Annotated in this window: 25 protein-coding genes and 1 riboswitch; of the genes, 17 read left to right on the top strand and 8 right to left on the bottom strand. The window is 63.8% G+C overall.

The features are described 5' to 3' along the window. Nucleotide 1 precedes the first annotated feature (1 nt). From cobS to ACFOEV_RS07580, 9 genes are all read left to right on the top strand, one after another. Nucleotides 2-763 (top strand): adenosylcobinamide-GDP ribazoletransferase, encoded by a 762-nt coding sequence (cobS, locus tag ACFOEV_RS07540; protein WP_386772524.1) that lies wholly within the window; start codon nucleotides 2-4, stop codon nucleotides 761-763. Continuing rightward, the gene (locus ACFOEV_RS07545) at nucleotides 715-1,353 is read left to right on the top strand and encodes a histidine phosphatase family protein (protein ID WP_386772525.1); all 639 of its coding nucleotides are present in this window, start codon (nucleotides 715-717) and stop codon (nucleotides 1,351-1,353) included. Before cobS ends, ACFOEV_RS07545 begins: the two co-directional genes overlap by 49 nt. Next, nucleotides 1,305-1,733: a bifunctional adenosylcobinamide kinase/adenosylcobinamide-phosphate guanylyltransferase gene (locus ACFOEV_RS07550; protein WP_386772526.1), complete on the top strand. Its 429-nt coding sequence runs from the start codon at nucleotides 1,305-1,307 to the stop codon at nucleotides 1,731-1,733. The genes ACFOEV_RS07545 and ACFOEV_RS07550 overlap by 49 nt, the downstream gene beginning before the upstream one ends. Before the next feature lie 84 nt (nucleotides 1,734-1,817). After that, a riboswitch (cobalamin riboswitch) is annotated at nucleotides 1,818-2,024 on the top strand. A gap of 133 nt (nucleotides 2,025-2,157) precedes the next feature. After that, nucleotides 2,158-3,987 carry a TonB-dependent receptor domain-containing protein gene (locus ACFOEV_RS07555; protein WP_386772527.1) on the top strand — a complete coding sequence of 610 codons (1,830 nt, stop codon included), beginning with the start codon at nucleotides 2,158-2,160 and terminating at the stop codon, nucleotides 3,985-3,987. A gap of 99 nt (nucleotides 3,988-4,086) precedes the next feature. Then, nucleotides 4,087-4,989, top strand: a complete 903-nt coding sequence (locus ACFOEV_RS07560; protein ID WP_386772528.1) for a cobalamin-binding protein — start codon at nucleotides 4,087-4,089, stop codon at nucleotides 4,987-4,989. A 22-nt stretch (nucleotides 4,990-5,011) separates the two neighbouring features. Beyond that, nucleotides 5,012-5,986, top strand: coding sequence for a FecCD family ABC transporter permease (locus ACFOEV_RS07565; RefSeq protein WP_386773060.1), 975 nt, complete (start codon nucleotides 5,012-5,014; stop codon nucleotides 5,984-5,986). Continuing rightward, nucleotides 5,986-6,753, top strand: coding sequence for an ABC transporter ATP-binding protein (locus ACFOEV_RS07570; protein WP_386772529.1), 768 nt, complete (start codon nucleotides 5,986-5,988; stop codon nucleotides 6,751-6,753). The genes ACFOEV_RS07565 and ACFOEV_RS07570 overlap by 1 nt, the downstream gene beginning before the upstream one ends. A gap of 22 nt (nucleotides 6,754-6,775) precedes the next feature. Then, nucleotides 6,776-7,387: a cob(I)yrinic acid a,c-diamide adenosyltransferase gene (cobO, locus tag ACFOEV_RS07575; protein ID WP_386772530.1), complete on the top strand. Its 612-nt coding sequence runs from the start codon at nucleotides 6,776-6,778 to the stop codon at nucleotides 7,385-7,387. Between the two features lie 13 nt (nucleotides 7,388-7,400). Further along, complete coding sequence (locus ACFOEV_RS07580; protein ID WP_386772531.1) at nucleotides 7,401-8,858, top strand: cobyric acid synthase; 1,458 nt, start codon at nucleotides 7,401-7,403, stop codon at nucleotides 8,856-8,858. Here the strand turns inward: ACFOEV_RS07580 and ACFOEV_RS07585 are convergent. Further along, nucleotides 8,848-9,654, bottom strand: a complete 807-nt coding sequence (locus ACFOEV_RS07585) for a glycerophosphodiester phosphodiesterase family protein (protein WP_386772532.1) — start codon at nucleotides 9,652-9,654, stop codon at nucleotides 8,848-8,850. The two genes, ACFOEV_RS07580 and ACFOEV_RS07585, sit on opposite strands and share 11 nt — an antisense overlap. A 188-nt stretch (nucleotides 9,655-9,842) precedes the next feature. On the opposite strand from ACFOEV_RS07585, the gene ACFOEV_RS07590 reads away from it, so the two are divergent. Both ACFOEV_RS07590 and chrA read left to right on the top strand, forming a co-directional pair. Continuing rightward, a complete protein-coding gene (locus ACFOEV_RS07590) occupies nucleotides 9,843-10,409 on the top strand; it encodes a hypothetical protein (protein WP_386772533.1) in 567 nt (188 codons plus the stop codon). A 78-nt stretch (nucleotides 10,410-10,487) separates the two neighbouring features. Beyond that, entirely contained in the window at nucleotides 10,488-11,897 is a 1,410-nt protein-coding gene (gene chrA / locus ACFOEV_RS07595) for a chromate efflux transporter (protein ID WP_386772534.1), read from the top strand. A 19-nt stretch (nucleotides 11,898-11,916) separates the two neighbouring features. Here the strand turns inward: chrA and kduD are convergent, their stop codons facing one another. Together kduD and ACFOEV_RS07605 are read right to left on the bottom strand one after the other, a co-directional pair. Next, nucleotides 11,917-12,669 (bottom strand): 2-dehydro-3-deoxy-D-gluconate 5-dehydrogenase KduD, encoded by a 753-nt coding sequence (gene kduD / locus ACFOEV_RS07600; protein ID WP_386772535.1) that lies wholly within the window; start codon nucleotides 12,667-12,669, stop codon nucleotides 11,917-11,919. Between the two features lie 106 nt (nucleotides 12,670-12,775). Further along, entirely contained in the window at nucleotides 12,776-13,402 is a 627-nt protein-coding gene (locus ACFOEV_RS07605; protein ID WP_386772536.1) for a LysE family translocator, read from the bottom strand. Nucleotides 13,403-13,562: 160 nt separating this feature from the next. On the opposite strand from ACFOEV_RS07605, the gene ACFOEV_RS07610 reads away from it, so the two are divergent. Beyond that, complete coding sequence (locus ACFOEV_RS07610; RefSeq protein ID WP_386772537.1) at nucleotides 13,563-14,027, top strand: GNAT family N-acetyltransferase; 465 nt, start codon at nucleotides 13,563-13,565, stop codon at nucleotides 14,025-14,027. Here the strand turns inward: ACFOEV_RS07610 and ACFOEV_RS07615 are convergent. Both ACFOEV_RS07615 and ACFOEV_RS07620 read right to left on the bottom strand, forming a co-directional pair. Next, nucleotides 14,006-14,611, bottom strand: coding sequence for a LysE family translocator (locus ACFOEV_RS07615; protein ID WP_386772538.1), 606 nt, complete (start codon nucleotides 14,609-14,611; stop codon nucleotides 14,006-14,008). The genes ACFOEV_RS07610 and ACFOEV_RS07615 overlap by 22 nt on opposite strands. 19 nt (nucleotides 14,612-14,630) lie before the next feature. Further along, nucleotides 14,631-14,801 (bottom strand): hypothetical protein, encoded by a 171-nt coding sequence (locus tag ACFOEV_RS07620; RefSeq protein WP_386772539.1) that lies wholly within the window; start codon nucleotides 14,799-14,801, stop codon nucleotides 14,631-14,633. A 182-nt stretch (nucleotides 14,802-14,983) separates the two neighbouring features. On the opposite strand from ACFOEV_RS07620, the gene ACFOEV_RS07625 reads away from it, so the two are divergent. Next, nucleotides 14,984-15,961 (top strand): NADPH:quinone reductase, encoded by a 978-nt coding sequence (locus ACFOEV_RS07625; protein ID WP_386772540.1) that lies wholly within the window; start codon nucleotides 14,984-14,986, stop codon nucleotides 15,959-15,961. 79 nt (nucleotides 15,962-16,040) lie between these two features. On the opposite strand, the gene ACFOEV_RS07630 is transcribed toward ACFOEV_RS07625, so the two are convergent. Then, nucleotides 16,041-16,943 carry a MurR/RpiR family transcriptional regulator gene (locus ACFOEV_RS07630; RefSeq protein ID WP_386772541.1) on the bottom strand — a complete coding sequence of 301 codons (903 nt, stop codon included), beginning with the start codon at nucleotides 16,941-16,943 and terminating at the stop codon, nucleotides 16,041-16,043. Nucleotides 16,944-17,186: 243 nt separating this feature from the next. On the opposite strand from ACFOEV_RS07630, the gene ACFOEV_RS07635 reads away from it, so the two are divergent. The 4 genes from ACFOEV_RS07635 to ACFOEV_RS07650 all read left to right on the top strand — a co-directional run bounded on the left by ACFOEV_RS07635 (nucleotide 17,187) and on the right by ACFOEV_RS07650 (nucleotide 23,019). Beyond that, nucleotides 17,187-17,981, top strand: a complete 795-nt coding sequence (locus tag ACFOEV_RS07635) for an enoyl-CoA hydratase/isomerase family protein (RefSeq protein WP_386772542.1) — start codon at nucleotides 17,187-17,189, stop codon at nucleotides 17,979-17,981. A 3-nt stretch (nucleotides 17,982-17,984) separates the two neighbouring features. Then, a complete protein-coding gene (locus tag ACFOEV_RS07640) occupies nucleotides 17,985-20,171 on the top strand; it encodes an acetate--CoA ligase family protein (RefSeq protein ID WP_386772543.1) in 2,187 nt (728 codons plus the stop codon). Next, entirely contained in the window at nucleotides 20,168-20,977 is an 810-nt protein-coding gene (locus tag ACFOEV_RS07645; RefSeq protein ID WP_386772544.1) for an enoyl-CoA hydratase-related protein, read from the top strand. Before ACFOEV_RS07640 ends, ACFOEV_RS07645 begins: the two co-directional genes overlap by 4 nt. A 131-nt stretch (nucleotides 20,978-21,108) precedes the next feature. Then, nucleotides 21,109-23,019: an SLC13 family permease gene (locus ACFOEV_RS07650; RefSeq protein ID WP_386772545.1), complete on the top strand. Its 1,911-nt coding sequence runs from the start codon at nucleotides 21,109-21,111 to the stop codon at nucleotides 23,017-23,019. A 196-nt stretch (nucleotides 23,020-23,215) separates the two neighbouring features. Here the strand turns inward: ACFOEV_RS07650 and ACFOEV_RS07655 are convergent, their stop codons facing one another. After that, nucleotides 23,216-25,663, bottom strand: a complete 2,448-nt coding sequence (locus ACFOEV_RS07655; protein WP_386772546.1) for an acyl-CoA dehydrogenase — start codon at nucleotides 25,661-25,663, stop codon at nucleotides 23,216-23,218. A gap of 130 nt (nucleotides 25,664-25,793) precedes the next feature. Next, a complete protein-coding gene (locus tag ACFOEV_RS07660) occupies nucleotides 25,794-26,693 on the bottom strand; it encodes a DMT family transporter (protein ID WP_386772547.1) in 900 nt (299 codons plus the stop codon). Between the last annotated feature and the right edge of the window lie 148 nt (nucleotides 26,694-26,841).

Here is a 26,841-nt window from a genome sequence, read left to right on the forward strand (position 1 = left end):
CATGACGAGAAGCCTGGGGTTCGGCGTATTGCTGGCGCTGCAGTTCCTGACCCGACTGCCGGTGCCGGTCCAGTGCCCATGGAATGCCGATACCAGCCGCTGGGCGGTGCGCTGCTATCCGCTGGTGGGGCTGTTGCTGGGCGGCATCCTGGCGTTGACCGGTCGCCTGCTCGAGGGATGGCTGCCCACTCCCATGCTGGCACTATTGTTGCTGAGTCTGTGGGTCGCCCTGACGGGAGGGCTGCACTTGGATGGCCTGATGGACGTGGCCGATGCGCTGGGCAGCAACGCGTCGCTGGAACGCCGCTGGGCAATCATGAAGGATCCCCACGTGGGTAGCTTCGGCATCATCGCCCTGGTGTTCCTGCTGGTGTGGAAAGGCACACTGCTGCTGGCGCTGCTGGAATCGGGGGTGAGCCTGGCCGTCCTGGTCGCAGTCCTGGCGTTGGGACGCTTCGGCGCCGTGGCCTTGTTGGTACTCTCACCGGCGGCGCGTCCCGAAGGCATGGCCTGGGCCTGGAAACAGCATCTCGGCCACCGCGATTTGCTGCTGGCGTTATGGCCGCTGCCGTTGTGCTTCTGGCTGCTGCCGGGCGGGATGGTGCTGTTTGCCGCCCTGGTGCCGTTCCTGTTGCTGTATGGCCTGGCCATGATCCGGGCGTTCAAGGGCATCAACGGCGATATCGTCGGTGCCGCCATCGAGGGAGGAGAACTATGGCTGTTGCTGGTCGCCTGGATCTGGTGGTCGTCCGCCATGGGCTGACGGCCTGGAATCGCGAGCGACGCTACCAGGGGCATCGGGATATCCCGCTGGCGCCGGAGGCGCGAGAGGCGCTGGATGTGCTACGCGATGACTTGGTCCGCTTCGATTTCGATGCCGTGTGCTGCAGTGACCTGATGCGTTGCCGCCAGACCCTCGAGCTCTTGCTGGGGGGGCGCCAGCGAGCCGCCGAGCCACGCTACGACGCCCGACTGCGCGAACTCGATTTCGGCGACTACGAAGGCAAGCGCTACGAGGAACTCAAGGACTTGCCGGCCTATTGTGCCTGGATCGACAGCCGCGGCGAGCAGGCGCCGCCCGGCGGGGAGTCGGCAGCGGCATTGCGCCAGCGTCTCGAAGCCTGGCTGGTTGAGCTGTTCGCCGAATTCGGGGCCAAGGGGCATCGCCACGTGCTGGTGGTGACTCATGGCGGGGTGATTCGCGAACTGCGGCGCCGTTTCGAGGCCATCGACTTCTGGGAAGGCAGCGTCGGTCAGGGCGAGGGGCGAATACTGACCTTCATTCATCAGCAAGGAGACTGGCGATGCAGCTCTTCATCGGCGGTGCCTACGCCGGCAAGCGCGCCGCGATAAGGGAGCGCCTCACTTCGCCGCAGTGGCATTCGGCCTATGACGGTGAGGGCCTCGAGGCGTGGCGAATCAAGGTCGCCGCGGGTCGCTGCCTGGTGCTCGAGGGCTGGGAGGAGTGGTTGAGGGCCGAGTTGGCGTCCGAGCCCGATGATGATCGAGTCCGACAATGCATGGTCGACGAGCTGGAATCGATCCAGCACGCGGAAAGTGTCCATGGCATGCAGATCGTGCTGATCATGCTGGAGATGGGCCGCGGTATCGTGCCGCTGGCAGCCGAGGACCGGCGGTGGCGTGACCTGGCCGGCTGGCTGGCCCAGGATGCTGCCGCTCGCTGCGAGCGCGTCTGGCATGTCTGGAACGGGCTGGCTCGTTCCTTGACCTAGCGCAGTACACCGACAACCTCTCGTTGACGCCCCCCTGCTGCGTTGCTAGTTTACGCCCACTCTCAGGTGCCTCGTGCCGGAAGAACAAAGCCTGGAGGATATGGTTCCTCACGCTTTCGAGGTTAAACGGGAAGTCGGAATTCCGACGCTGCCCCCGCAACGGTGATCGAGTCAGGAACCGCCATTACGCCACTGTGCGCCAGGCACGGGAAGGCGGCGGTTCCGGAAACGAGCCTCATCGGCGTCGTTTCACTCGTCAGCCCGGAGACCGGCCTGTGAGCTCATGCCTGGTGTCGCGGTGGGTGACGCAGGGGCAGGGCGGACTCTGGCACCTCGTTTTCCCTTTCCCTGCGCTTCTCGCCGTACCGGGCCATTCGGAAGAACCTGAGCGTGCGGGTGAGCACGGTACAGCAAGGGAAACACCATGAGAACGAAAACCAAGCGTCAATGGGGACTGGCCGCCCTGTGCCTGAGTGCCATGCCGTGGGTCGCTCAGGCCCAGACCTCCGACGAGGATGCCGAAGCCCGCACCACACTGGATCTCAATCCACTGGTGGTCACGGCCACCCTGGCGCCGCGTACCGCGAACGAGAGCCTCGCTTCCGTCACCGTGATCGACGAGGCGACATTGCGCCGCCAGGATCCGGTTAGCCTGACCGATCTGTTGCGTGGCCAGCCGGGCGTGGATGTATCCACCAGAGGCGCCTTTGGCAAGGACAGCAGCGTCTATATTCGCGGCACCAATAGCGACTCCACCCTGCTGATGATCGACGGGATCCAACTGCGATCGGCGACCACCGGAAGCCCTGCCTGGCAGTTCCTCGACCCGCGCCTGTTCCAGCGCGCCGAGATCGTGCGTGGGCCGCGTGGCAGCCTGTATGGCGCCGATGCCGTGGGTGGCGTGATTCAGTTGTTCACGCCCGAAGGCGAGGGCGCGCCCGAGCCCAGCATTTCCGTCGGCGGTGGCTCCTTCGGCACCCAGCGCTACAGCGCCGGCCTGTCCGGCGGCGAGGGCGGCACCCGCTACAGCTTCGCCGGCAGTCACTTCTCCACCGATGGCACTGAGGTTGTGCGTGGGGAGGGTGACAAGGGCTACGACAACACCACCGGCTTCGCCCGGCTGTCGCATACCTTCGACAGTGGCGCTGAGCTTGGTGTGCTGGGGCTACGGGCCCGGGGCAACACCGAGTTTGTCGGCGGCAACACGGATTATGTGCAGCAGGTGGCCGGCGTTTACGGGGAGCTGCCGGTGACCGAGATCTGGCATAGCCGCCTGATGCTCAGTGAGGCCAGGGACGAAAGCGATAATATCGATGTCTTCGGCGATTCCATCATCGATACCCGCACCCGTACCGCGCGTTGGGAGAATACCCTCGACATCGGCCCCCATGAGCTGATTGCCGGTGCCGAGTACAGCGAAGACACGGTGTCCGGCACGACCGCCTACGAAGAAGGGAGCCGTGATAATTCCGCCGTCTTTGCCCAGGGGCTGCTGGATTTCTCTCCCGTTGCCGTGCAGGCAGGCCTGCGTTGGGACGACAACGAGGCCTTTGGCGAGGAGCTGACGGGCAGCCTGGGGTTGGGCTACGAGCTGGATGACTACCATACCCTGCGCGCCAGCTATGGTACCGCCTTCAAGGCGCCTTCCTTCAACCAGTTGTACTTCCCCGGTTTCGGCAATCCGGAGCTCGACGCCGAGACGTCCGAGACTTTCGAGCTGGGGATTCGCGGCCAGTACCGGCGCCTGTTCTGGGATCTGGCAGCCTACCACACCGATGCCGAGGACCAGATCGCCTTTACCGAGCAGGGGGGACTGCTGGCGCCCTTCAATGTCGACGAGGCTCGTATTCGTGGCGTGGAGTTGAGCACGGGCGCCGAGCTCGACGCCTGGACCCTGCAGGCGGCACTGACCTACACCGATCATGAAAATCGCGAGACCGGCAATCGACTCCCGCGTCGCGCCAGCCAGAGCCTGCGCCTGGACGTCGATCGTGAGTTGGGCGAGTGGTTACTGGGCGGTTCCTGGATCGTGCAGAATCATCGCTACGAGGATGTGGACAACGAGGAGCGCCTGCCCGGCTTCGGGCTGGTCAATCTGCGTGCCGGCTGGCAGTTCGCCCCCCTGTGGTCGGCCCGACTGACGTTGGAGAATGTTCTGGACAAGGAGTACGCCACGGCCAGGGACTTCAGCGGCAGCGATTTCCTCAATGCCGGGCGTGCCGCCTTCGTTAGCGTCCGCTTCGGCGCCCAGTGAGGGATCGCTTCTATCCTTTTCTGGTGTGCGAGCGATGGCCGATACAGGTCTCGGCGGGCATCGGGGATGGAAGAGATCGATGAGGAGCATGGGAGGAACATGACAGAAACTCTCACCCGGGGGCGCTATTCGGCGTTTGTCCTTGCGCTGTTGTGGGGGCTTTCAGCAGTGCCGGCCCAGGCCGAGACCTGTGTCACCGACGATACCGACCGCAAGGTGTGCCTGGCACGGCCGGCCAGCCGTATCGTGGCGCTGTCACCAGGGGCCACGGAGCTGGTGTTCGCCGCCGGTGCCGGCGACCAGGTGGTCGGCGTGGTCAGCTTCAGCGATTATCCGCCCGAGGCTCGACAGCGCCAGAGCGTGGGCAGTCATACGCGGCTGGACCTCGAGACCTTGCTGGCGCTCGAGCCGGATCTGCTGGTGGGCTGGGTGACCGGCAACCCCGCTGAGCAGCTCGAGCGGCTGCAGGGCCTGGGGCTGCCGCTGTATCTCAGCGAGCCGCGTCGTTTCGAGGACGTGGCGACCTCGCTGGAGCGGCTGGGTGCGTTGGCCGGCACCCGTGATACCGCACGCGCGGTGGCCGATGACTTCCGGGTCGGGATCGAGGCGTTGCGCGAGCGCCATCGGGATGCGGCTCCGGTGCGGGTCTTCTATCAGGTCTGGGACGAGCCGCTGATGACGGTCAACGACGAGCACCTGATCAGTCAGGCCATGGCGCTGTGCGGAGGCGACAACGTGTTCGGCGAGTTGCCGCGGCTGGTGCCGCGTATCAGTGAGGAGGCCGTGCTGGGGGCCGATCCCGAGGCGATCGTCGCCGGCGGGATGGGGGAAGAAAACCGCGATTGGCTGGACGCCTGGGAGCGTTTCGAGGAACTGAGCGCGGTGCGCCGGGACAACCTGTTCTTCGTGCCCCCATCGCTGATCCAGCGGCCCACGCCGCGCCTGCTGGAAGGCACCCGAATTCTCTGCGACCACCTGGAGACGGCACGTGGCCGGGGCTAAGGTCTCCCAGGCGGCGCATACCATGGCCGGTCGCCGTTCGCGCTGGCCACTGGTGATCCTGGCCATGATGGCGATCGCGTCGCTGCTGCTGTCGGTGGCCGTGGGTAGCGTGGCCACTCCGCCGGCCGAGTTGTGGGCCGTGCTGATGGGCGAGGGTGACCCGCTGCACCGTACCCTGCTGCTGGAACTGCGCGCGCCGCGGGCGCTGGCGGCCTTCGGCACCGGCGGCTTGCTGGCCGTGGCCGGAGCGTTGATGCAGGTGCTGCTGCGCAACCCGCTGGCCGATCCTTATGTGCTGGGACTCTCGGGCGGCGCGGCGGTGGGAGCGCTGGGGGCCATGCTGGCCGGCCTGGGGGCGGTGGCGGTCTCCGGTTCGGCCTTCATCGGGGCCCTGCTCTCGACCCTGCTGGTGTTTGGCCTGGCCCATGGCACCGGCAGCTGGACACCGACCCGCCTGTTGCTTACCGGGGTGGTGGTGGCCGCGGGGTGGGGCGCGGTGATCACCTTCCTGCTGGCGGTGGGACCTACCGAGACACTGCCCGGCATGCTCTACTGGCTGATGGGTGACCTGGCCTATGCGCGCGGTCCCTGGCTGGCGCTGGGCCTGCTGCTGGCCACCTGGCTGGCGCTGTTGCCGCTGGGGCGCAATCTCAACGTGCTGGCCCGTGGTCCCCTGCAGGCCGCGGCGCTGGGCGTGTCGGTCCGGTCTCTGGAGGGGCTGGTGTATGTGGCGGCCAGCCTGTTGACGGCGGCGGCGGTGACCACCGCCGGCAGCATCGGCTTCGTCGGTCTGGTGGTGCCGCACATGCTGCGTCTGCTCCTGGGCAACGACCAGCGCGTGATCCTGCCGGCGTCGATCCTGGCCGGCGGTACCCTGCTGACCCTGGCCGACACCCTGGCGCGGATCCTGATCGCGCCGGAGCAGTTGCCGGTGGGCGTGATCACCGCGTTGCTGGGAGTGCCGACCTTCCTCTATCTGCTGAATCGGAGTCGCTGATGAGTAGGCTCGAGGCCAAGGGGCTGGTGATCGAGGTGCCGGGGCGCGACAGCGGCCGGCCACTCGATTTCGCCATCGAGCCGGGGCAGCTGTGGGGCGTGCTGGGCCCCAACGGCGTCGGTAAGACCACGCTGCTGCATACCCTGGCCGGGCTCAAGGCACCACGCCTGGGCGAGGTGCTGCTGGATGGTACGCCGCTACCACGGCGGCGTCGCAAGCGGTTGGCACAGGCGCTGGGCGTGGTCTTCCAGGAGCGGCAGGACGGCTTCCCGGCCACAGTAAGCGAGACTGTGCTGATCGGCCGCCACCCCTTTCTATCGCCCTGGCAGCAGGAGAGCGCCGAGGACCTGCGCCTGACCGAGGCGGCCCTGGCACGCCTCGAACTGGGCGACCTGGCGACGCGGCTGGTGAGTCAGCTCTCGGGCGGTGAGCGCCAGCGGGTGGCGATCGCCACCATCCTGACCCAGGCTCCGGCCATCTGGCTGGCCGACGAGCCGACCAATCATCTCGATCTGCGCCACCAGGTGGCGGTGATGGAGCTGCTCGCCGAGCAGGCGGGGCAGGGACGGGCGGTGCTGCTATGCGTGCATGACCTCAACCTGGCAGCTCGCTGGTGCGACCATCTGCTGCTGCTATATCCCGATGGCGAGGCCTGCTGGGGCCCCGCCGATGCCATGCTGGTGCCCGAGGCGCTGGAGCGCCTTTACGGCCAGCCACTGGTGTCGGCGCAAGTGAATGGCAGTCGGGTGTTTGTCCCGGCAAACTGAAGACAACGGAGAACGATACCCTATGCGCGAGAATGCCAAGGATCCGCAGCGCCATGCCCAACGCATGGCGCGCAAGCAGCGTGTCATGCGCGAGCGCATGGCCCGCGCCCAGAAGGACCAGGGGGTGCTGTTGGTGCTCACCGGCCCCGGCAAGGGCAAGAGCAGCTCCGGCTTCGGCATGATCGCCCGGGCCCTGGGCCATGACATGAAGGTGGGGATCGTGCAATTCATCAAGGGGAAGTTCCGCACCGGCGAGGAGCGCTTCTTTCGCCAGCTACCCGGCGTGGACTATCACGTCATGGGCGAGGGCTATACCTGGGATACCCAGGATCGCGAGCGCGATGTACGTGCCGCGGAGGCGGCCTGGGAGGTGGCCAGTCGTATGCTCGGCGACGAGAGCTACGACCTGATACTGCTGGATGAGCTGAACATCGCCCTGCGCTATGAATACCTGGACCTCGACCGGGTGCTCGACGACCTCGAAGGACGGCCCGAGAGGCAACATGTGGTCGTTACCGGTCGCTACGTGCCTCAGGCGCTGATCGATCTCGCCGATACCGTGACCGAGATGGGCGTGGTCAAGCACGCTTTCAAGGATCAGGGGGTCAAGGCCCAGAAAGGCGTGGAGCTATGAGGATCGCACCGAGATGAGCCGCACCCTGATGATCCAGGGTACGACTTCGGATGCCGGCAAGAGCACGGTGGTGGCGGCGCTGTGCCGTTGGCTGGCGCGTCGTGGCGTGTCGGTGGCGCCGTTCAAGCCGCAGAACATGGCGCTCAACAGCGCGGTGACCGAGGACGGTGGCGAGATCGGCCGCTCCACCGCGTTGCAGGCACTGGCCTGCGGGCTGGCGCCGCATAGCGACATGAACCCGGTGCTGCTCAAGCCGCAGAGCGACCGAGGTGCCCAGGTGATCCTGCGTGGCCGGGTGCACGGCAATATGGACGCCCTGGATTACCATGCCTTCAAAACCGAGGCCCGTCGTGGCGTGATGGCGGCCTGGGAGAGCCTGGCGAGCCACTACGACGTGATCATCGCCGAAGGGGCGGGCAGCCCGGCGGAAGTCAACCTGCGTGCCAACGATATCGCCAACATGGGCTTCGCCGAGGCCGCCGACTGTCCGGTGCTGCTGGTGGGCGACATCGATCGTGGCGGTGTCTTCGCGCAACTGGTGGGCACCCTGGAACTGCTCTCCGAATCGGAGCGTCGACGCACGCAAGGATTCGTGATCAACCGCTTTCGCGGCGATCTCGCCCTGCTGGAGCCGGGGCTCGCATGGCTCGCCGAGCGTACCGGCAAGCCGGTGTTGGGGACCTTGCCCTATCTGCAGGGGCTATTGCTCGATGCCGAGGACAGCCTTGGGCTGACCGGCCGCATGACGGGTGAGCCGGCCCTGCGCGTCGTGGTACCGGCCTTGCCGCGTATCAGCAACCACAACGACTTCGACCCGCTACGCCTGCATCCGCGAGTAGCGCTTACCTTCGTCGGCCCGGACCGGCCGGTGCCGCCCGCCGACCTGATCGTCCTGCCGGGCAGCAAGAGCACCCGTAGCGATCTCGAGTGGTTGAGGCGACAGGGATGGGAGACCGCTACCCGGCGTCATCTGCGCTACGGCGGCAAGCTGTTGGGCATCTGTGGCGGTTTCCAGATGCTCGGCCGGGCCGTGCATGACCCCGAAGGTCTGGAAGGTGAACCCGGCAGCACCCATGGCCTCGGCCTGCTGGACTTTCAAACCCGCATGGTAGCCGGCAAGCAGTTGCGCAATGTGGAAGGCATACTGAATCCCGAGGGCGTGGCTGTAACCGGCTACGAGATTCGCAACGGCGTGAGTGAGGGTTCGGCATTGGAGAATCCTCTCATCACGCTGGACGGACGAGCGGATGGCGCGGCCAGCGCCGATGGCCAAGTGATGGGCACCTATCTGCATGGGCTGTTCGACCGCCCCGAGGCGTGCGACGCACTGCTGGCACGCTGCGGCCTGGAAGACGCCGGCGTGGCCGTGGATTACCAGGCGCACCGGCTCCTCGAGCTGGATCGCCTGGCCGATACCTTGGAAGCGCATCTGGACATGGCCTGGGTGTGTCGTCTGCTCGCTATCGAATAGCCCGCATTTCGGAAGGCATGGGCAGGTGGTACGTGAACAGGGAGGGGTCATCGCTGATCACGCCATCGACTCCCCAGGGCCATAGGCGCGCGAAGGCCACCGGGTCGTTGGCGGTGTAGCACAGTAGCTGATAGCCGGCTTCCTTGATCTCGCGAGCGCGTTTTTCCTTCAGGCGACGCCAGTCGACATGCAGGCTGTAGGCCTTGAGCCGTTCGGCCTCGGTGAGCCACTGGCGGGGCGGTTTCTCGTACAGCAATCCCAGGCGCAGAAGATCCACGTCGGGCTGCAGGTCGCGGGCGGCTTCCAATGCCTGGCTGTTGAAGGACGAGACCACCAGCTGCTTGGCCGGCAAGGCTTTCAACGCCATTGGCAACGCCGCATCGACCAGTGCCTGGGCATCGCGACCGCGGTTGACCTTGAGCTCGAGGTTGAGCCCCAGGCCCAGTTCACCGATCAATTCGAGCATTTCCTCCAGGGTCGCCATGCGCTCACCACGGAAGGCGTCACTGAACCAGCTACCCACATCCAACGTCTTGGCTTTGGCCAGGTCCAACTTGATCAGCTTGCCACGGCTGTTCGAGCAACGCCTGACGCCGTTGTCATGCCAGATCACCGGTGTACCGTCGCCCAGTAACTGGACATCGAGTTCGACCCACTGGCAGCCGATGCGCTGGGCTGCCCTGACCGCGGCCAGGGTATTTTCCGGGGCATGGGCAGAGAGGCCGCGATGGGCGATGGTGTAGGGGTGGGGGCGTGGAGCTGTCACCGGATCCTCGAAAGAAGGAGCATCTTGCATGGCGCTGGTTCCCCAATCAGGTGAAGTGACACGATCATAGCGGCAGCATGCCGCATTTCCTGGAAAAAAGCATGACAGTGGAAGATGACACCCGGGTGACGATGCCGCCGGGGATGACCTGATATGCTAGGCTGCGCGTTTTCTGGTGGCCTTCCCACCGACGGGTGAATGAGACAAGGGGAATGCCCATGAAAGTAGTTCATGTCAAAGCCGTTGACGAGCGCGATGCCTGCCTGGCACGGCTGTGTGCCGAGGTCTATGGGCGGAAGGCCGGCCTGATGCCGTTGGTCAGTTTCGCCGGTACCCGGCGAGTATTGTTCGCTCAGGAAGCCGCTCGCTTGTTGGCTCTGGTCGATGCCGACGGAGCTCCCAGAGCCTTGGCGCTGCTGGTGCTGGACGAGGCTGGCGTGGGCATGACACTGGTATTGTCCTGTTCATTGTCGGAAGACCGCGAACCCGAACGACGTCTGATCGCCGAACTGGCGTTCAAGGCGCCGCTGCGGGTCGAAGCCACGGATCGGGATGCCGAGACCTTTTATCTGGGGTGTGGAATCACGCGCTGGTTCGCGGGACAAGAGGGCAAGCGCATCGGCCTGGGAGCGCGACACCCGGCGGGTAGTGCCAAGGAACTCGCCGATACGCTCGGTTTCGACGAGCAGACCGTGTTGCGCAACCTCAAGCATGACCCGAAGGGCTTCGAGGAAGAGAAGCAACGCTTCGTGGAGGGACTGGCGGCCTTTCCCGAGCGATTATAGCCGGTCATGCGTTCTTGGCTGGCCGTGGTATAACCTTGGTTGTCTTCCGCCGAGGCTCCACCGACAGGGAATCCCGAAATGATCGAAGAAGCCACGTCACGCCAGGGGGCGGAACAGGTGCAGTTCGCACATGGGATTCCCTTTGCCGAGGCGGTCCGGGTATGGTTGCGCATCGCGTTGCTCTCCTTCGGCGGGCCGGCCGGCCAGATCGCGGTGATGCATCGGATCCTGGTCGATGAGAAAAAGTGGGTCGGCGAGCAGCGTTTCCTGCATGCCCTCAACTACTGCATGCTGTTGCCGGGCCCCGAGGCCCAGCAACTCGCCATCTATCTGGGCTGGCTGTTGCACAGGACCAAGGGTGGCCTGGTGGCCGGCACCCTGTTCGTATTGCCCGGGTTCGTAGCGATCCTGGCCTTGAGCGTCGTCTATGCGGCATTTGGCAACGTCGGCCTGGTCGAAGGGCTGTTCTTCGGTCTCAAGGCCGCGGTGCTGGCCATCGTGTTGCAAGCGGTGGCGCGGATCGGTCAGCGGGCGCTCAAGAACCCGGCGATGATCGCCATCGCCGTGGCCGCCTTCGTCGCCATCTTCGGCTTCGATGTGGCCTTTCCGCTGATCGTACTGAGTGCCGGTATCATCGGCTTTATCGGTGGCAAGCGCGGCTCGCGCCTGTTCCGGATCGGCGGTGGTCATGGCAAGAGCGGTGCCGGCACCCTGGCCGACAAGGACTCGGCATTGGGTGAACAGGCGCCTGCCCATGCGCGGGTCTCGCTCGCCTGGTCGCTGCGGATTTCCTCGCTGTGCCTGACGCTCTGGCTGGGACCGGTGGCGCTACTGTTGGTAGTACTGGGGCCGGCGGATGTATTCAGCCAGATCGCGGTGTTCTTCTCCAAGATGGCGGTGGTGACCTTCGGTGGCGCCTATGCGGTGCTAGCCTATGTCGCTCAGGAAGCGGTGCAGAACTACGGCTGGTTGGCGCCGGGCGAGATGCTCGATGGCCTGGGCATGGCCGAGACCACGCCGGGGCCGTTGATCCAGGTGGTCCAGTTCGTCGGCTTCATGGGCGCCTTCCGTGCTCCGGGGATGTTGGACCCGATGCTTGCCGCCGTCCTTGCCGCGGTGCTGACCACCTGGGTGACCTTCGTGCCATGTTTCCTGTGGATCTTTCTCGGCGCCCCCTTCATCGAACGCCTGCGTGACAATCCGGCATTGACCGGCGCGCTGTCGGCGATCACCGCCGCGGTGGTCGGGGTGATCATGAACCTGGCGATCTGGTTCGCCCTGCACGTGCTGTTCGATGAAGTCGGCACGTTCGAAGGCTTCGGCCTGGCGCTGGAGATCCCGCGTCTGGCCAGCCTCGACCCGGTAGCGGCCCTGATCACAGCCGGTGCCATCATCGCCATCTTCGTATTCAAGGCACGCCTGCTGGTGACACTGGCCGCCTGCGCCCTGGCTGGGGTCGCCTGGTTTGCGGTGAGCGGTGCCTTGTAAGGGGCAAGGCCATTCCGACTTAACGGGCCAGCCAGCCGCCATCCACCGCCAGGGCATGCCCATGCACGTAGTTTGCGGCGTCCGAGCACAGGAAGATCACCGCGCCGGCCAGATCGGCGGGTTCGCCCCAGCGCCCGGCGGGAATACGCCCCAGGATTTCGGCACTGCGTTGTTCGTCGTCGCGCAGGGCCTGGGTATTGTCGGTGGCCATGTAACCGGGAGCGATGGCATTGACGTTGATACCGTGCTCGGCCCATTCGTTGGCCAGAAGTCGGGTCAGGCCGAGAATGCCGCTCTTGCTGGCGGTGTAGGAAGGGACGCGGATACCGCCCTGGAACGACAACACCGAGGCGATGTTGACGATCTTGCCCCGCGCGCCGCGCGCCACCAGGTGACGTGCGACCTGCTGTGCCAGGAAGAATGCCGCCTTGAGGTTGACGTCGACCACCGCATCCCAGTCGGCTTCGCTGAATTCCAGTGCCGGGGCACGGCGGATGGTGCCGGCATTGTTGACCAGGATATCCAGCTTGCCGGCTCGTGCCAGGGCACGGTCGACGATCTCGCTTTCCTTGTCGTGGCTCAATTCGGCCTCGACACTGTGGTAGGTGCGGCCCAGGGCCTCGACCCTGGCTCGGATCTCAACAGCGGAACGGCGATTGACGCCGACGATATCGGCACCGGCCTCCGCCAGCGCCACGGCCAATGCCTGGCCAAGGCCCTTGTTGCACCCGGTGACCATGGCGACCTGGCCTTCGAGTGAAAATAGGTTCATACCACACTCCTTCGGTAAGGATTCCTGCTGTGATGCCTGCCTCAGCGTAGATCAGGCATTCTCGTAATAGGAACAGGACAAGGACGGTGAGGTCGTCAGCACCGACTTAGGCAGCGCCTAAAGGACGACGCATGGCGGCGACCAGGGCGCTTGCTCCAATCAAGCTGCCGGCACCGAAGCGGTGCAGGATACGGCGAAGCCGGGCACTCAGTAGCTGGCCGCCGGTGGTGGCCAGGAAAGTGTAGGCGAGATCGCTGAGTACCCCGATGATCAGGAAGGTCGAGAATAGAATGGCCAACTGCGGTAACAAGGGCTGGCTCGCTGTCACGAACTGGGGCATGAAGGCCATGAAGAATGCCAGGCTCTTGGGGTTCAGGGCGGTCACCAGAAAAGCCTTGGCCGTTCCGAGCCGGATATCCGTTCCCGAAGGCTCCAGGTCACCCAGTCGACCGGCTTCGCGCCACATCTTGATGCCCAGGTAAAGCAGATAGGCGGCGCCGGCCCATTTCAGTACCTGAAACAGCTCGGCGGAGGTCATCAGAAGAGCGCCTACCCCGGCAAACGACAGCGCCATGGCCAGCAGGTCTCCGACAAAGAAGCCCGGCAGCATGGCCAGGGCGGCCCGCCGCCCACGGTTGACTCCTGTGGCGACCAGCAGGGCCACGGCGGGGCCGGGTGAAACGATGATCAGCAGGGAGGCCAGGCAGAACGAGAGCCAGAGTTCGAGTGTCATGTCGCACCTTCCTGTGTGGTGTATCCATACGATCTTAACCCATGAAGACGCGGGCTTCGGTTACCACCTGTTATCCTGTCAATTATCCGGGAAATCCCCCGGCAAGCATGCTGTTGGGGTACAAGAATACGTTGATTGATGTGAGGGGAGGGCGATAAGGATGTCTCGACGAGTGCGGTCCCCGATCGATGATGATGTTCCGGCATTGGTGAGGTTATCGGGAGCGCTGGGCTACCCCTGTCAGGCGTCGGAGATGCGTGAACGGTTGGCATTCCTCGGCAGCCGGCCGGGCCATGTGGTGCTGGTCGTCAGCGATGATGCCAATCAACCGCTGGGCTGGATACACGCCTTCGAAAGCGCCCAACTGACGTCACCGCCGTTTGTCGAGATTGCCGGCCTGGTGATCGACGAAGAAGCGCGAGGTGAAGGGCTCGGGCAGTTACTGGTAGAAGGCGTGGCGGCCTGGGCGAAGGAGCGGGGCATCGGCCGACTGCGGGTTCATTCGCGTATCAGTCGCGGTGACGCGCATCGCTTCTATACCCGCCTGGGCTTCATGCAGGTGAAAACTCAGCATGTCTTTCAACGTGATCCGGGCGGTGACGTTCAGGCGGCGACCAGTGCATGATAGACATGGTCATGCAGGATCACCGCGGCCACATAGAACAGCAACAGGGCCATGATGCGATTGAAATGGACGAAAAGACGCGGATTGGTGATCCAACGGCCGGCGACTGCACCCAATAGGGAATAGCTGCTGGGGGCGCCGAAGGCCAACAGCGACAGGACGATCGACATGGCCAGAATGGCCAGGCCAGTAATTCCCTGTGCCGGAAACTGGAGAGTGGCGATAGGAAGCGTCGCCAACGTGCCTTTGGGGTTGAGCAACTGCATCAGGAAGCCATCCTTGAACGTCAGGATTCCTTGGCTGTTGCCGCTATTGGTGTCGACCTGGGCTCGGAATAACTTGATGGCCAGGTAGACGATGAACAATGCGCCGACCAAGGCGACGTAAGGCAGGTAGTCCGGTTTGACGATCGCTTCGCCTGTGTAGCCGAAGACCAGGAACAGCACCAGCATGGCAAGTGCCACGCCGCCGAAGAACCCCAATGTCTGGCGAAAGCGGTTCTGCAACCCCGCATTCAGACCCAACAGGTTGACCGGGCCGGGCGTGTACATGATGCCGACCGCATACAAGAAGATATCGAGCATTGGGTGTATTCCGATAGGATCAGGGGGTTTCCCACGTTACCGCGAGTGAATAGTCGTCATGGGTATGTCGCGTGTAGCGAAAGTCGGTGATGGCGGCATCCAGCAGTGTGTTGCCATTCAGGTGACCGCTATGAGTGAAATGGAACCGATCCTTCTCTGGCATGGCGATGCCCTCTTGACGCCTTGCCATTACTTGTACCGCCTGGTCTCCAATTCGTCTTGGATGATATTGCTCGATCCGGGCGGGTTGTCTGCGGCCTGTATCGCCGGTTCATCGATGCGCTAGGCACGATAGATGAATCGACTTGACCTATCCTGTCAGCGGCGCTTGTATGGTGAACCAAACTCGTTAGCTGAATAAGGAAGATTCCGATGGCCAAACGCATCCAGTTTTCTCGCACCGGCAGCCCCGAGGTGCTCGAGCTCATCGAGGTCGAGCCATCATCACCCGGTACTGGGGAGGTTCGCGTCAGAAACCGGGCAGTGGGCCTGAATTTCATCGATATCTATTTCCGCACCGGCCTGTATCCGGCACCGTCTTTGCCTTCCGGATTGGGCACGGAGGGTGCCGGCATCGTCGACGCCGTAGGCGAAGGCGTGTCACATCTCCAGCCGGGCGACCGCGTGGCTTACGCCCAGGGGCCGCTCGGTGCCTATGCCGAATACCACACGCTACCGGCCGACAAGGTGGTGGTGCTGCCGGATGGTATCGAGTTCGAAACGGCGGCGGGTTGCATGCTCAAGGGCCTGACCGTGCAATACCTGCTGCGCCAGACCTATCCGCTCGAGGGTGGCGAGACGATCCTGTTCCATGCCGCTGCCGGTGGCGTGGGTTCCATCGCCTGCCAATGGGCGCGTGAGCTGGGCGTCAAGCTGATCGGTACGGTGAGCTCGCGGGAGAAGGCGGAGCTGGCCGAGAAGAACGGTGCCTGGGCGACCATCGACTACACCAAGGAGGACGTGGTCGAGCGGGTGCGCGAGCTGACCCATGGCGAGATGTGCGATGTGGTCTACGACTCGGTGGGCAAGGACACCTGGGAGACTTCGTTGGACTGCCTCAAGAAGCGCGGCTTGATGGTCAGTTTCGGCAACGCCTCCGGCCCGGTGGAAAACGTCAACATCGGCATTCTCAATCAGAAGGGCTCGCTCTATGTGACACGCCCCAGCCTCAACGGCTATGCCGATACGCGTGAACGGCTCGAGATGATGTGTAACGACCTGTTCGGCGTGCTCGAAAGCGGTAAGGTCAAGATCGACATCGGACAACGTTACCCACTGGCGGAGGCTGCCAAGGCCCAGGAAGCTCTGGCCGGGCGCAAGACGACCGGATCGACGATCCTGATTCCCTAGTGGCAGCTATGGGCTTCGGGCGACGAGCTGCGAGCAACAACCTGCTCGCGGCTCGAAGTCCGTGGCTCGCTGCCACCCGCTATTCCAGATCAACATAGGCCCCCATTTCCCGCATCCGTGACTCGAAACGGGCGACGTTGTCGACCAGTTCCTCCGGCCCGTAGGCCACGCACTCGGCCAGGATCACTTCGATCAGGGTGATCGCCGAGAGAATCGACGGGAAAAAGTGAGGGGTGGCGGTGGCGATATTGAAGGTCACCGCCGCCCCCGGCACCAGGGGCGAGCGCAGGGTATCGGTGATGACTATGGCGTTGGCGCCGTTGGCGCGGGCGATCTCCAGGGCACGCACGGTTTCCGCACAGTAGGGATCGAAGCCGAAGGCTACCACCACGTCGCCTTCACCGAAGGGCGCAAGCTCGGTCAGTAGTCCGCCTTCCTGGCCACGAATCAGTTGGATGTTGGGCATGGCGATGCGCCCCACGTAGGCGAAGTGATAGGCGCAGGCGAAGGTGTCGCGGAAACCAATCACGGCGACCTTGCCGGCCTCGAGCAGGCGCTGTGCAGCATCCCTGACGCGCGGCTGCATGTCGGCGGTGAACAGTCGCCCGATGTTGTCGTAGGCGGCATCGCCGACATCCAGGAACACCTGGTCGTCGGTGGCTCTGGCCAGCGCCTTGAGGTTGCTGGCGCGACCTGAGAGCTCGATGGGGCCGGCCTGTACCGCCGACTGAAAGACCTCACGAAACTGCTCGTAGCTATCGAAGCCCAGCCGCTTGGCCAGGCGCATCAGGGTCGAGGGTGTGACATCGGCGGCGGCCGCCGACTTGCGAATCGACTGAAAGGCGATCTCCATGGGATGGTCCAGCACATAGCGCGCCGCCAGCTTGAGCTGCCGACTGAGATCGGGGTAGCACTCGGCAAGTGCCTGGTTGACGGCATCCAGGCTGCCGGAGGTGCCTTCCGGCAAGTGTTGGTGTTGCATGTCATTGCCCTCGATAGACAGCGTCCTAAAGCGGATGGAGTTGGCATTGTACGCGATGATTCGCACTTTTTATGAAACATATGAATCAAATTGATAAATATTTTGACACGATCGTATTGACATGCGTTCGAATGCTTCTCTAGGATAACCGACAACACATTCGTTTCGCTGTTGGTTTCTCAAGGAAACTAATGTGTCCCCCCGTCGGACTTTCCATCCAGGCGTGAACCGCCAAGGAGCAGCATGAATCCTTCGTCCAACGAAACCCTGCTGGTCGAGACACATGGTCCGGTCGTCGAGATTCGTTTCAACCGTCCCCATCGCTTGAACGCCGTGGTGGAGCCCCTTTACCGCGAGTTGCTCGTGGCGCTGACCGCCGCCGACAGCGATCCCGAGGTGCGCGCCGTGGTGCTGACCGGCGAAGGTCGCGCTTTCTGCGTGGGTGCCGACATGAAGGAGCATGGTGGTGCTACGCGCAGTTTGTATCAGCGCCGTCAATACCTGCAGTTGGGCAACGATGTTTGCGAGGCGATCTATCGGCTCAAGAAGCCGGTGATCGCGGCGGTCAACGGCTATGCCCTGGGTGCGGGTGCCGAGATGGCAGTGGCTTGCGACTTCCTGCTGATGGCCGACGATGCCCGGATCGGTTTTCCCGAAACCAGCATTGGCACCTGCATCGGTGGCGGCGTCTCGAAGATCCTGCCGCAACTGGTGGGGCTCAATATGGCGCGGCAACTGCTCTATACCGGCCGACGCATCGATGGTGCAGAGGCGGTGCGCATCGGCTTGGCCACCGATAGCGGGAAGGCCGATTCCCTGATCGCCGAGGCCCATCGCCTGGCCGGCGAACTGGCCAAGCAGGCACCGGTATCGATCGCCATGCTGAAGCGGCTGGTCAACCTGGGGAGCAGTACCGACTTCGATGCCCAATTGCAGCAGGAGCTGGACGCCGTGTTCACCTGCTCGACGACCCAGGACTGGCAGGAAGGCGTCGATGCTTTCGCCGAGAAACGCACGCCGGTCTTCAAGGGACACTGACACATGAATCCGATCAAGGGACATCTCGCCCCTCGCAGTGCGCTGCACGACTTTCTCGCTCCCGATTCCATCGCCGTGGTCGGCGCCTCGCTGGACCCTACCAAGCGTGGCTACAAGGCCATGGTCGGGCTGGTCAAGGATGGCTACCCAGGCACCATCTACCCCATCAACCCCAAGGCCGACCAGATTCTCGGCATCAAGGCCTATGCCTCGCTTGCCGACTTGCCGGGGCCGGCGGACCTGGCGCTGATCTGCACGCCGGCGCCGAGCGTGCCCGAGTTGTTGCGTCAATGCGGGGCCAATGGGGTCAAGGGGGCGGTGATCCTGGCCAGTGGCTTTGGCGAGACCGGTACCGAAGGCGCCAGGCTGGAGCAGGAACTGCTGGCCGCGGCCCGTGACGCCGGGGTGAGAATCGTCGGGCCCAATACTTCGGGCATCTTCAACTTGCACCAGAAGGTCAACCTGCTGGCGCTGGATAACGTCAAGCCCGGCGACATTGGAATCGTCTCGCAGTCCGGCAACATGCTGCTGTCGCTGGCGCTCGAGGCCCAGCACAATGGCCAGGTGGGCTTCAGCACCTATGTCGGGCCGGGGAACCAGACCGATATCGGTTTCGAGGACTACCTGCGCTACCTGGGCGAAGACGTGCACACCCGGGTCGCCACACTGTACGTGGAAGGTTTCCGCGATGGACGGGCCTTTCTGGACGTGGCGCGTGAGACCACGGCGCTCAAGCCGGTGGTAGTCTACAAGTCCGGCGCCACCGAGCAGGGCCAGAAGGCCGCCAGCTCGCATACCGGGGCGCTGGCGGGAAGCTATGCCATGACCGTGGACCTATTGCGCCAGGCCGGCGTCAGCGTGGTGCAGTATTCCGACGAGATCCTGCCGGTAGCCGAGGGTCTGGGGCTGTTGCAGCAGGCGCGTGGCAAGCGGGTGGCGGTACTCGCCGATGGTGGCGGTCAGGCCACCATCGCCTCCGACCGCCTGGCCGAAGCGGGGCTGGAGCTGGCCGAACTCAGCGACACTACGCGTAGCCGGCTCGGCGAGATCCTGTTTCCGCAGGCATCGCTGGCCAATCCCGTCGACGTCGCTGGCAGTACCGACACCAAGCCCTCGCTGCTGGCCGACTGCATGGCGATCCTGGCCGAGGACGAAGGCGTCGACAGCGTGTTCCTGGTCGGCATGTTCGGCGGTTACAGCATCCGTTTCGCCGAGGAACTGCTCGGTGACGAGATGCGCGGCGCCGAATCGATGATCGAACTGGCGCGCAAGACCGACAAGCCGCTGGTGATCTATAGCCTCTACACGCCGATCAAGCCGCCGGCACTACGTCGTCTGCACGAGGCCGGCTTGCCGGTGTACTACTCCATCGAGCACGCGGTGCGAGTGCTGGCGGCGTTGGGCGAGCGCGGGCACTACCTGAGCACCTGCGCCGACCATGACGTGCCGTCGGCGCTGACCCCGGCCCCCGAGATGCAGGCAGTGTTCGCCCGTGCCCGCGACGAGGGCCGCGATCTGCTGGAACCGGAGGCCAAGACACTGCTGCGCACCCATGGGGTCGACGTGCCGATCGAGCGGCTGGCGCGAGGGGCCGAGGATCTGGCTGCCGTTGCCAGTGAATTCGGCGAGCGGCCTGTGGCCATGAAGGTGGTATCCAAGGACATCCTGCACAAGTCCGATGCCGGTGGCGTCAGGCTCAATCTTCAGGGTGAGGTGGCATTGCGCGCGGCCCACGCCGCGATCATGGCATCGTGCCAGACTTACGATCCCGCTGCCGAGATCGAAGGCGTGCTGGTCAGCCCCATGGCCCGCAAGGGGGTGGAAGTGATCATCGGCGTCAGCCGGGACCCGATCTTCGGGCCGGTGCTGATGTTCGGCCTGGGCGGTATCTTCGTCGAGGTACTGGAGGACGTGGCGTTCCGTGCCATTCCGCTGTCGCGGCATGACGCTCGTTCCATGGTCGAGCAGATCAAGGCGAGGAAGATCCTCGGGGGTGTGCGCGGCGAGGCCGCCGTCGACCAGGAAGCGCTGGTGGATCTGCTACTCAAGGTCTCGAGCCTCGTGGAGGCCTACCCCGACCTCAAGGAGCTGGATCTCAACCCGGTGATTGCCTATGACGACGGGTATGCGGTGGTCGATGCGCGCGTCATCGTGACCGAAAACCCTGTCATCGAGGAGGCCGACTCATGAGCTTGATCGTTCCCGAACTGAGCGATGCACGACTCGAGGTCGAAAAGCGCGTGGCGACGCTGACCCTCGAGCGCCACGAGGTGCGCAATGCCCTGACCGGCACCCACCTGATCGACGACCTGGTCACCGTCGCCAACTGGGTCAATCGCTGTGATGGCGTTTCGGTGCTGGTGATCACCGGGGGTGGCTCGGCCTTTTCCGCCGGCGGCAATGTCAAGGACATGGCCGAGCGCGGTGGTGACTTCGCCGGCGACGTGGCCGAAGTGGCCGAACGCTATCGTCAGGGTATCCAGCAGATTCCGCTGTCCATGCAGGCGGTGGAGGTGCCGGTCATCGCCGCCGTCAACGGCCCGGCGATCGGTGCCGGATTCGACCTGGCCAACATGGCCGATATCCGCATCGCTTCGAGCCGGGCCAAGTTCGGGGAAACCTTCCTCAACCTGGGGATCATCCCGGGTGACGGCGGGGCCTGGTTCCTGCAGCGCCTGATCGGCTACCAGCAGGCCTTCGAGATGACGCTGACCGGTCGCGTGATCGACGCCGAGGAGGCCAAGCGGCTGGGTATCGTGCTCGAGGTGGTCGAGCATGAGGAGCTCATGCCACGAGTCCACGAGCTGGCCACTCGCATTGCCGCGCAGCCGCCCAAGGCGACGCGCCTGACCAAGCGCCTGATGAAGATGGGGCAACGCATGGGGCTCAAGGATTTTCTCGATCTGTGCGCTTGCTTCCAGGGCATGTGCCACAACGAGCCTGAGCATCTCGAGGCAGTCGAGCGCATGCTGGCGCAGATGAACAAGGGGCGCTGATTCGCATCGTCACTCTTGCGCCGCGGCCAAAACGGGCGGGGCGTTGCTGTCCCGATTAAGGAAGTCCTGGATTTTTGCCCGGCATGCTGGTGTGCTGACGTCTCCTGACGATCACAAGGAGGTGGGCGCCGATGACCGATGCGACGCTGGTGTTCATCGTATTGGGACTGACCCTGATGGCTTTCGTGTGGGGGCGCTTCCGTTACGATCTGGTGGCGCTGATGGCCCTGCTGGCGAGTGTGATGCTGGGGCTGGTGCCGGCCCACGAGGCTTTCCAAGGCTTCGGACATCCCGCAGTGATAACGGTGGCGGCGGTGTTGGTGTTGAGCAAGGGGTTCGAGCGCTCGGGAGTGGTCGATGTCATCGCCGAACAGGCCTTGAAGGTCGGTGACCACCTGCTGCTGCAATTGCTGGTACTGACCGGCACCGTGCTGGTGTTATCGGCGGTGATGAACAACGTCGGAGCGCTGGCCTTGATGCTGCCGGTGGCAATTCGCATGGCCCGCGAACACGATAGCCCGCCGTCGCTGCTTTTGATGCCGCTGGCCTTCGGCTCGCTGCTGGGCGGCTTGATGACGCTGATCGGCACGCCGCCCAATATCATCATCGCCAGTTACCGAGGCGCTCAGACCGGCGACAACTTCGGCATGTTCTCCTTCACCCCGGTTGGGGTAACCGTCGCCGTGGTCGGCTTGCTGTTTCTCGTGCTGCTGGGTTGGCGCCTGACGCCGCGGCGCAAGGGGCAGGCCTCGGCGGACGAACTCTTCGACACCGCCAACTACCTGAGCGAGCTGCGGGTGATAAAGGATTCCAAGGCTCAGGGGTGGACGCTGCGCGAGCTGCACGAAGCCCTTGAGGAGACCATACCGGTATTGGCGGTGGTGCGTGACGACAAGCGTACGCCCGGTCATGCCTTCCTGGGTAGCCTGCGGGAAGGCGACATCCTGCTGGTGGAGGCCGATACCGACGAATTGAAGTTGCTCGAGAACAAGGCTGGGCTGAAAATCGGCAGCCACGACACTGCAGACGCGGATGCCGCTGAAGAGGCGGATGAAGCCTCGCCGCAACGGGAGACGGCGGAGGGCCTCGAATCGACATCCGAGTCGAATGCCGGCGATAAGAAGGACGATGGCGAACGTCGAGTGCGCGCAGACAAGAAAGCGGAAAAACGCCGGGTGGATACCGAAGGGTTGCAACTGGTCGAGGCGGTGGTACGCAACGATTCGATGATGATCAACCGCACCGTGCAGCAGTTACGACTGCTCAACCAGCATGGTCTGCACCTGGTGGCGGTGGCGCGCGATGGGGCGCGTCTCAAGCAACGCCTGCGCGATGTACGATTTCGTGCTGGCGACGTGTTGCTGCTTCAAGGGGGAGAGAGCGATCTCAACGAGAGTCTGCCAACGTTGGGTTGCCTGCCGCTGGCCAGCCGCAACCTGACCCTGGGTCAACCGCGGATGCTGCTGCTGTCGGTGGCGATCTTCCTCCTGGCGATTCTCGCCATGCTGCTGGATCTGTTGCCGGCCGCCGTGGCTCTGTCGACGGCGGCGGTGATATCGCTACTGGTCGGCGTATTGGCACTGCGCGATGGTTATCAGGCCATCGACGGGCCGGTCATCGTGCTGCTGGGGGCGATGATTCCGGTAGGCCAGGCCTTGGAAACCAGCGGTGGGGCGGCGTTGGTCGCCGAGACGCTGTTGGGACTTGGCGGCCAGTGGCCACCGGTGGCGATCCTGGTGGGGCTGTTCGTGATTTCGATGCTGCTTTCCAATGTGGTCAATAATGCCGCTGCGGCATTATTGATGGCGCCCATCGCCGCCAGCCTGGCCAGAGGCTTCGATCTCTCGCTGGATCCATTTCTGATGGTCGTGGCAATCAGTGCTTCGTGTGCTTTCCTGACACCCATCGGCCATCAGTCCAACACCTTGGTGATGGGGCCTGCCGGCTATCGTTTCGGCGACTACTGGAAGCTCGGCTTGCCGCTGTCGTTGGTGGTGCTGGTGACGGCCATACCGATGATTCTGCTGGTCTGGCCGTTGTAGGGAATGCCGGCTTGCGGCCGGATCGCGCAAATTTGGAAAGTTTTCAAACCGTTCTCAGGAAAGAACTGAAAAACGTCGTGAGCGAAGGCAGGTCGAGTGCCGCCGGAGCACAGGAACCGGAGTTTACTTTAGTAAATGAGGATTCCGCGCACCGCCGGCACTCGAGATGCCGAGCGCAACAGTTTTTCAGCCTTTCCTAAGCGGCGTTGTGCCACACCACCTTATCCTGCTCCAGTGCGAAGGCGTCGAAGGCGAAGTCGTCGACAGTGAGCATCTCCAGCACCTCGGCCTCGAACTCGCGCATGAAGCGCGCTTCTTCCTCGTTGAGGATGCCGGCTTCCAGCGCCGCCTCGATACGCTGCTCCGGGTGCAGGGCGTCGACCCGGAGCTCGCCCTTGGCATAGGCCTTATTGACCTTGCGGTAGATCGGTTCTGCCCTGGGGTAGTCCCTGAGCAGGGCATTGTAGCGTGCTAGTGGGTTGTCTCGTTGCCCGTCCTGGCGGTCCCAGGTGTTGTGGATCAGTTTGCTGCGCAGCCGGGTGTGGTGAGACACGTTCTGGGCGATCTCGCGGGTCAGCTCGTCATGGGGCTTGTGCCAGCGGCGTCCCAACGGCATGACGATGGCCGAGAGGCCGTTGCCCAGCACCCGGTTGGGTAGATTGTCGAACAGTTCCACCAATGCCTGCTCGGCGCGATACAGCAGCGTCTGACAGCTGTAGTGCAGCAGCGTCGCTTCGCCCTCGACCTTGTCGGACTCATGCCACTGCTTGAGCACCATCGAGGTCAGGTAGAGGTTGGAGAGCACGTCGCCGAGTCGTGCCGACAGCATCTCGCGCAACTTGAGTGTGGAGCCGAGACTGGCCATGGCGGCATCCGCACACAGGCCGAAGCCGGCCGAGAGCCGTGCGACATCCTGAGCATAGGGGGCGGCGACCTCATCGAAGGGGGTGGCGGCCTTGCCGAGTCCCAGTCCTTGGGTAAAGGCGCGAGCGGCATTGCCGAAGATCAGGCCGGCATGGGCGAAGAAGGCTTTGTCGAATGCCTCGAGATCGTTGGCGTCCTTGGCGGCCAGTTCTTCCAGTACATAGGGATGGCAGCGGATCGCGCCTTGACCGAAGATCATCAGGTTGCGGGTCATGATGTTGGCGCCTTCGACGGTGATTGCCACCGGGTTGGCGCTGTAGCCGATGCCGATATAGTTGCGCGGGCCCAGGGTCACGGCCTTGCCGCCGTGGATATCCATGGCATCGGCCAGCACCTGGCGCTGGAATTCGGTGAGCTGGCTCTTGAGGATCGCCGAGGGGACCGCAGGTTTCTCGCCATGGTCGATCATGTTGGCGGTCTGCAGCACCGCGGCCTGGGCGATGTAGGTCAAACCAGCCATGCGTGCCAGCGGTTCCTGAATGCCTTCCATCTCCGCTACCGGCAGGTTGAACTGGCGGCGGATGCGTGCGAAACCGCCGGTCCAGCCCAGCGCATAGCGGGCGGTACCGGTGGCGCCGGAGGGCAGGGTGATACAGCGCCCCACCGACAGGCACTCGACCAGCATGCGCCAGCCCTGACCGGCCATTTCCGGGCCGCCGATGATGGTGTCCAGCGGCACGAAGACGTCCTTGCCCTTGATCGGCCCGTTCATGAACGGGCTGCCGATCGGATGATGGCGGCGACCGATCTCCATGCCTTCGGTATCGCGTGGAATCAGCGCACAGGTAATGCCCAGGTCTTCCTCGTCGCCCAGCAGATGGTCCGGGTCGAACATGCGGAAGGCCAGGCCAACTACGGTGGCGATGGGAGCCAGAGTGATCCAGCGCTTCTCGAAGTTCAGGCGCAGACCGAGGACTTCCTCCCCGTCGACCATCTGCTTGCAGACCACGCCGGTGTCGGGCAGCGAGGTGGCGTCGCTGCCGGCGCGCGGCCCGGTGAGACCGAAACAGGGTATCTCGCGACCGTCGGCGAGCCGTGGCAGATAATGGTCCTTCTGCTGCTGGGTGCCGTACTTGAGCAGCAGTTCGCCCGGCCCCAGGGAGTTGGGTACCCCCACGGTGACCATCAACGTCTCGTTGATGGCGAGCTTCTGCAGCACCGCCGACTGTGCCTTGGCCGAGAAACCCAGCCCGCCGTATTGCTTGGGAATGATCATGCCGAAGAAGCCTTCCCGCTTCAGGTATGCCCACAGTTCCGCCGGCAGATCGGCGCGCTCGCGGGTGATTTCCCAGGCGTTGCACATGCCGGCGGCCACCGCGCATTGCTGGTCGACGAAGGCGCGCTCCTCCTCGGTCAGGCCGTCATCGCGATAGGCGAGCAGCTTGTCCCAGGCCGGTTTGCCGGTGAACAGCTCGCCATCCCAGGCGACGCTACCGGCCTCCAAGGCCACCTGTTCGGTGTCAGAGACCTTTGGCGCTACCTTCTGAAACGTCGCGAAGATCTTCGGCGACAACCAGCGGCGACGCAGCGCCGGCAAGCCACAGGCGGCGGTCACGGCGGCCCCGATCAATAGCACGAGGCCGAGCAAAGGGGCGCCAAACAGCACGCCGACGATACCGAGCACGGCCAGTACACCAAGCGCAGCCAGCGCACCGGCCTCGCGGTGCATTACGGTAAGCAAGCCGACCACGGCCAGGCCAACGAGAGCGAGCTGGATCATGCGAGACCTCCGTCTGCAAGTCAGGATGTCGCGATATTCTAACGAGCGTTTGAATTATTCAAGCCTAGACCATTTGACTGATAGTGGCCAGAGGCGGTTTCGCATCGCTTCAGCAAAGGGGCTGGGCAGATCAACGCAAGTGTGGCTGGGGAGCCTTGAACAGGATGATCCATAGTGCCAATGCGATCAGTAGCCCGCCGCTTACATGGGCCGACGTTACCCGTTCGCCAAGAAACAGGGCACCCCATAGTACGCCGAAGGGCGGTACCAGCATGGTGACCGTCAGGGGCTTCACCGGCCCAAGATCCTGCAACAAGCGGAAATACAGCAGGTAGGCCAGCGAGGTGCAGGCTAGCCCCAAGGCCAGCATGGCCCACCAGATATCGGCATTCCACCATGCTGCCAGCGTTGGCCTGGATCCCGCTTCGAGCAGCATCAGTGGTGCTAGCAGCAGTGTCGCCCCTATCTGTGAGCCCACCGCCAGAAGGCGTGTGTCCAGTCCTCCTCGCTGGGTGACCCAGCGCCGCACCAGAAAGCCGGCGAGCCCATAGCAACCGGCAGCAATCAAGCAGGCCAGGGCGCCAATCAGCAACTGGTGATCCATGGCTACCGGTCCGGTCTGTACCAGTACCGTAACGCCGATCAGTCCCAGCGACACGCCAATCAACCGATCCCGCGTCATCGCTTCATGAAAGAAACCGGCGCCAATCATCACACCCAGCAGCGGCGTGGTGGCATTGAACATGGCGGAATAACCCGCGGGCAAATACTGCGCTGCGATGCAGAACATGGCGAAAGGGATGCCGGAATTGACCATGCCGATCAGCAGCGCGGTCAACCCCTTGCCTTGAAAATTCCAACGTACCCCGATGGTCGCAAGAATCACGATCAAACCCAGGGCGCCCAGCAATACCCGGAGAAACGCAGTGGAGAAGGCACCTAGCTCCGGCGCGACGATGCGCATGAACAGAAAACTCGCGCCCCACAGCGCAGAGAGCAGCAACAGGCGAAGCGTGGAATCCAGCGGCATGGAATGCCCCTTTCCTGATTGGGTGCCCTCAAGAGTACTTTGAACCGCCAATGTGTTGCTGGCCATTTTCGGCAGTCGAGTTGGGAGCTGAAGTCATTGCCTGTGGGCGTAGAGAGTGGGAGAAAAAGCACCCCGCCAGGGGCGGGGT

This window comes from Litchfieldella rifensis (genome assembly GCF_042646605.1).
Lineage (GTDB): Bacteria > Pseudomonadota > Gammaproteobacteria > Pseudomonadales > Halomonadaceae > Litchfieldella > Litchfieldella rifensis.

Coding starts and splice junctions, on each gene's coding strand:
- ACFOEV_RS07585 (WP_386772532.1), bottom strand. CDS start 9,654: ATGCAAGATGCTCCTTCTTTCGAGGATCCGGTGACAGCTCCACGCCCC.
- ACFOEV_RS07565 (WP_386773060.1), top strand. CDS start 5,012: ATGGCCGGTCGCCGTTCGCGCTGGCCACTGGTGATCCTGGCCATGATG.
- ACFOEV_RS07605 (WP_386772536.1), bottom strand. CDS start 13,402: ATGACACTCGAACTCTGGCTCTCGTTCTGCCTGGCCTCCCTGCTGATC.
- ACFOEV_RS07640 (WP_386772543.1), top strand. CDS start 17,985: ATGAATCCGATCAAGGGACATCTCGCCCCTCGCAGTGCGCTGCACGAC.
- ACFOEV_RS07635 (WP_386772542.1), top strand. CDS start 17,187: ATGAATCCTTCGTCCAACGAAACCCTGCTGGTCGAGACACATGGTCCG.
- ACFOEV_RS07620 (WP_386772539.1), bottom strand. CDS start 14,801: ATGGCAAGGCGTCAAGAGGGCATCGCCATGCCAGAGAAGGATCGGTTC.
- ACFOEV_RS07625 (WP_386772540.1), top strand. CDS start 14,984: ATGGCCAAACGCATCCAGTTTTCTCGCACCGGCAGCCCCGAGGTGCTC.
- cobO (WP_386772530.1), top strand. CDS start 6,776: ATGCGCGAGAATGCCAAGGATCCGCAGCGCCATGCCCAACGCATGGCG.
- kduD (WP_386772535.1), bottom strand. CDS start 12,669: ATGAACCTATTTTCACTCGAAGGCCAGGTCGCCATGGTCACCGGGTGC.
- ACFOEV_RS07590 (WP_386772533.1), top strand. CDS start 9,843: ATGAAAGTAGTTCATGTCAAAGCCGTTGACGAGCGCGATGCCTGCCTG.
- ACFOEV_RS07655 (WP_386772546.1), bottom strand. CDS start 25,663: ATGATCCAGCTCGCTCTCGTTGGCCTGGCCGTGGTCGGCTTGCTTACC.
- ACFOEV_RS07615 (WP_386772538.1), bottom strand. CDS start 14,611: ATGCTCGATATCTTCTTGTATGCGGTCGGCATCATGTACACGCCCGGC.
- ACFOEV_RS07570 (WP_386772529.1), top strand. CDS start 5,986: ATGAGTAGGCTCGAGGCCAAGGGGCTGGTGATCGAGGTGCCGGGGCGC.
- ACFOEV_RS07645 (WP_386772544.1), top strand. CDS start 20,168: ATGAGCTTGATCGTTCCCGAACTGAGCGATGCACGACTCGAGGTCGAA.
- ACFOEV_RS07630 (WP_386772541.1), bottom strand. CDS start 16,943: ATGCAACACCAACACTTGCCGGAAGGCACCTCCGGCAGCCTGGATGCC.
- ACFOEV_RS07610 (WP_386772537.1), top strand. CDS start 13,563: ATGTCTCGACGAGTGCGGTCCCCGATCGATGATGATGTTCCGGCATTG.
- ACFOEV_RS07660 (WP_386772547.1), bottom strand. CDS start 26,693: ATGCCGCTGGATTCCACGCTTCGCCTGTTGCTGCTCTCTGCGCTGTGG.
- ACFOEV_RS07580 (WP_386772531.1), top strand. CDS start 7,401: ATGAGCCGCACCCTGATGATCCAGGGTACGACTTCGGATGCCGGCAAG.
- ACFOEV_RS07550 (WP_386772526.1), top strand. CDS start 1,305: ATGCAGCTCTTCATCGGCGGTGCCTACGCCGGCAAGCGCGCCGCGATA.
- ACFOEV_RS07545 (WP_386772525.1), top strand. CDS start 715: ATGGCTGTTGCTGGTCGCCTGGATCTGGTGGTCGTCCGCCATGGGCTG.
- ACFOEV_RS07555 (WP_386772527.1), top strand. CDS start 2,158: ATGAGAACGAAAACCAAGCGTCAATGGGGACTGGCCGCCCTGTGCCTG.
- cobS (WP_386772524.1), top strand. CDS start 2: ATGACGAGAAGCCTGGGGTTCGGCGTATTGCTGGCGCTGCAGTTCCTG.
- chrA (WP_386772534.1), top strand. CDS start 10,488: ATGATCGAAGAAGCCACGTCACGCCAGGGGGCGGAACAGGTGCAGTTC.
- ACFOEV_RS07560 (WP_386772528.1), top strand. CDS start 4,087: ATGACAGAAACTCTCACCCGGGGGCGCTATTCGGCGTTTGTCCTTGCG.
- ACFOEV_RS07650 (WP_386772545.1), top strand. CDS start 21,109: ATGACCGATGCGACGCTGGTGTTCATCGTATTGGGACTGACCCTGATG.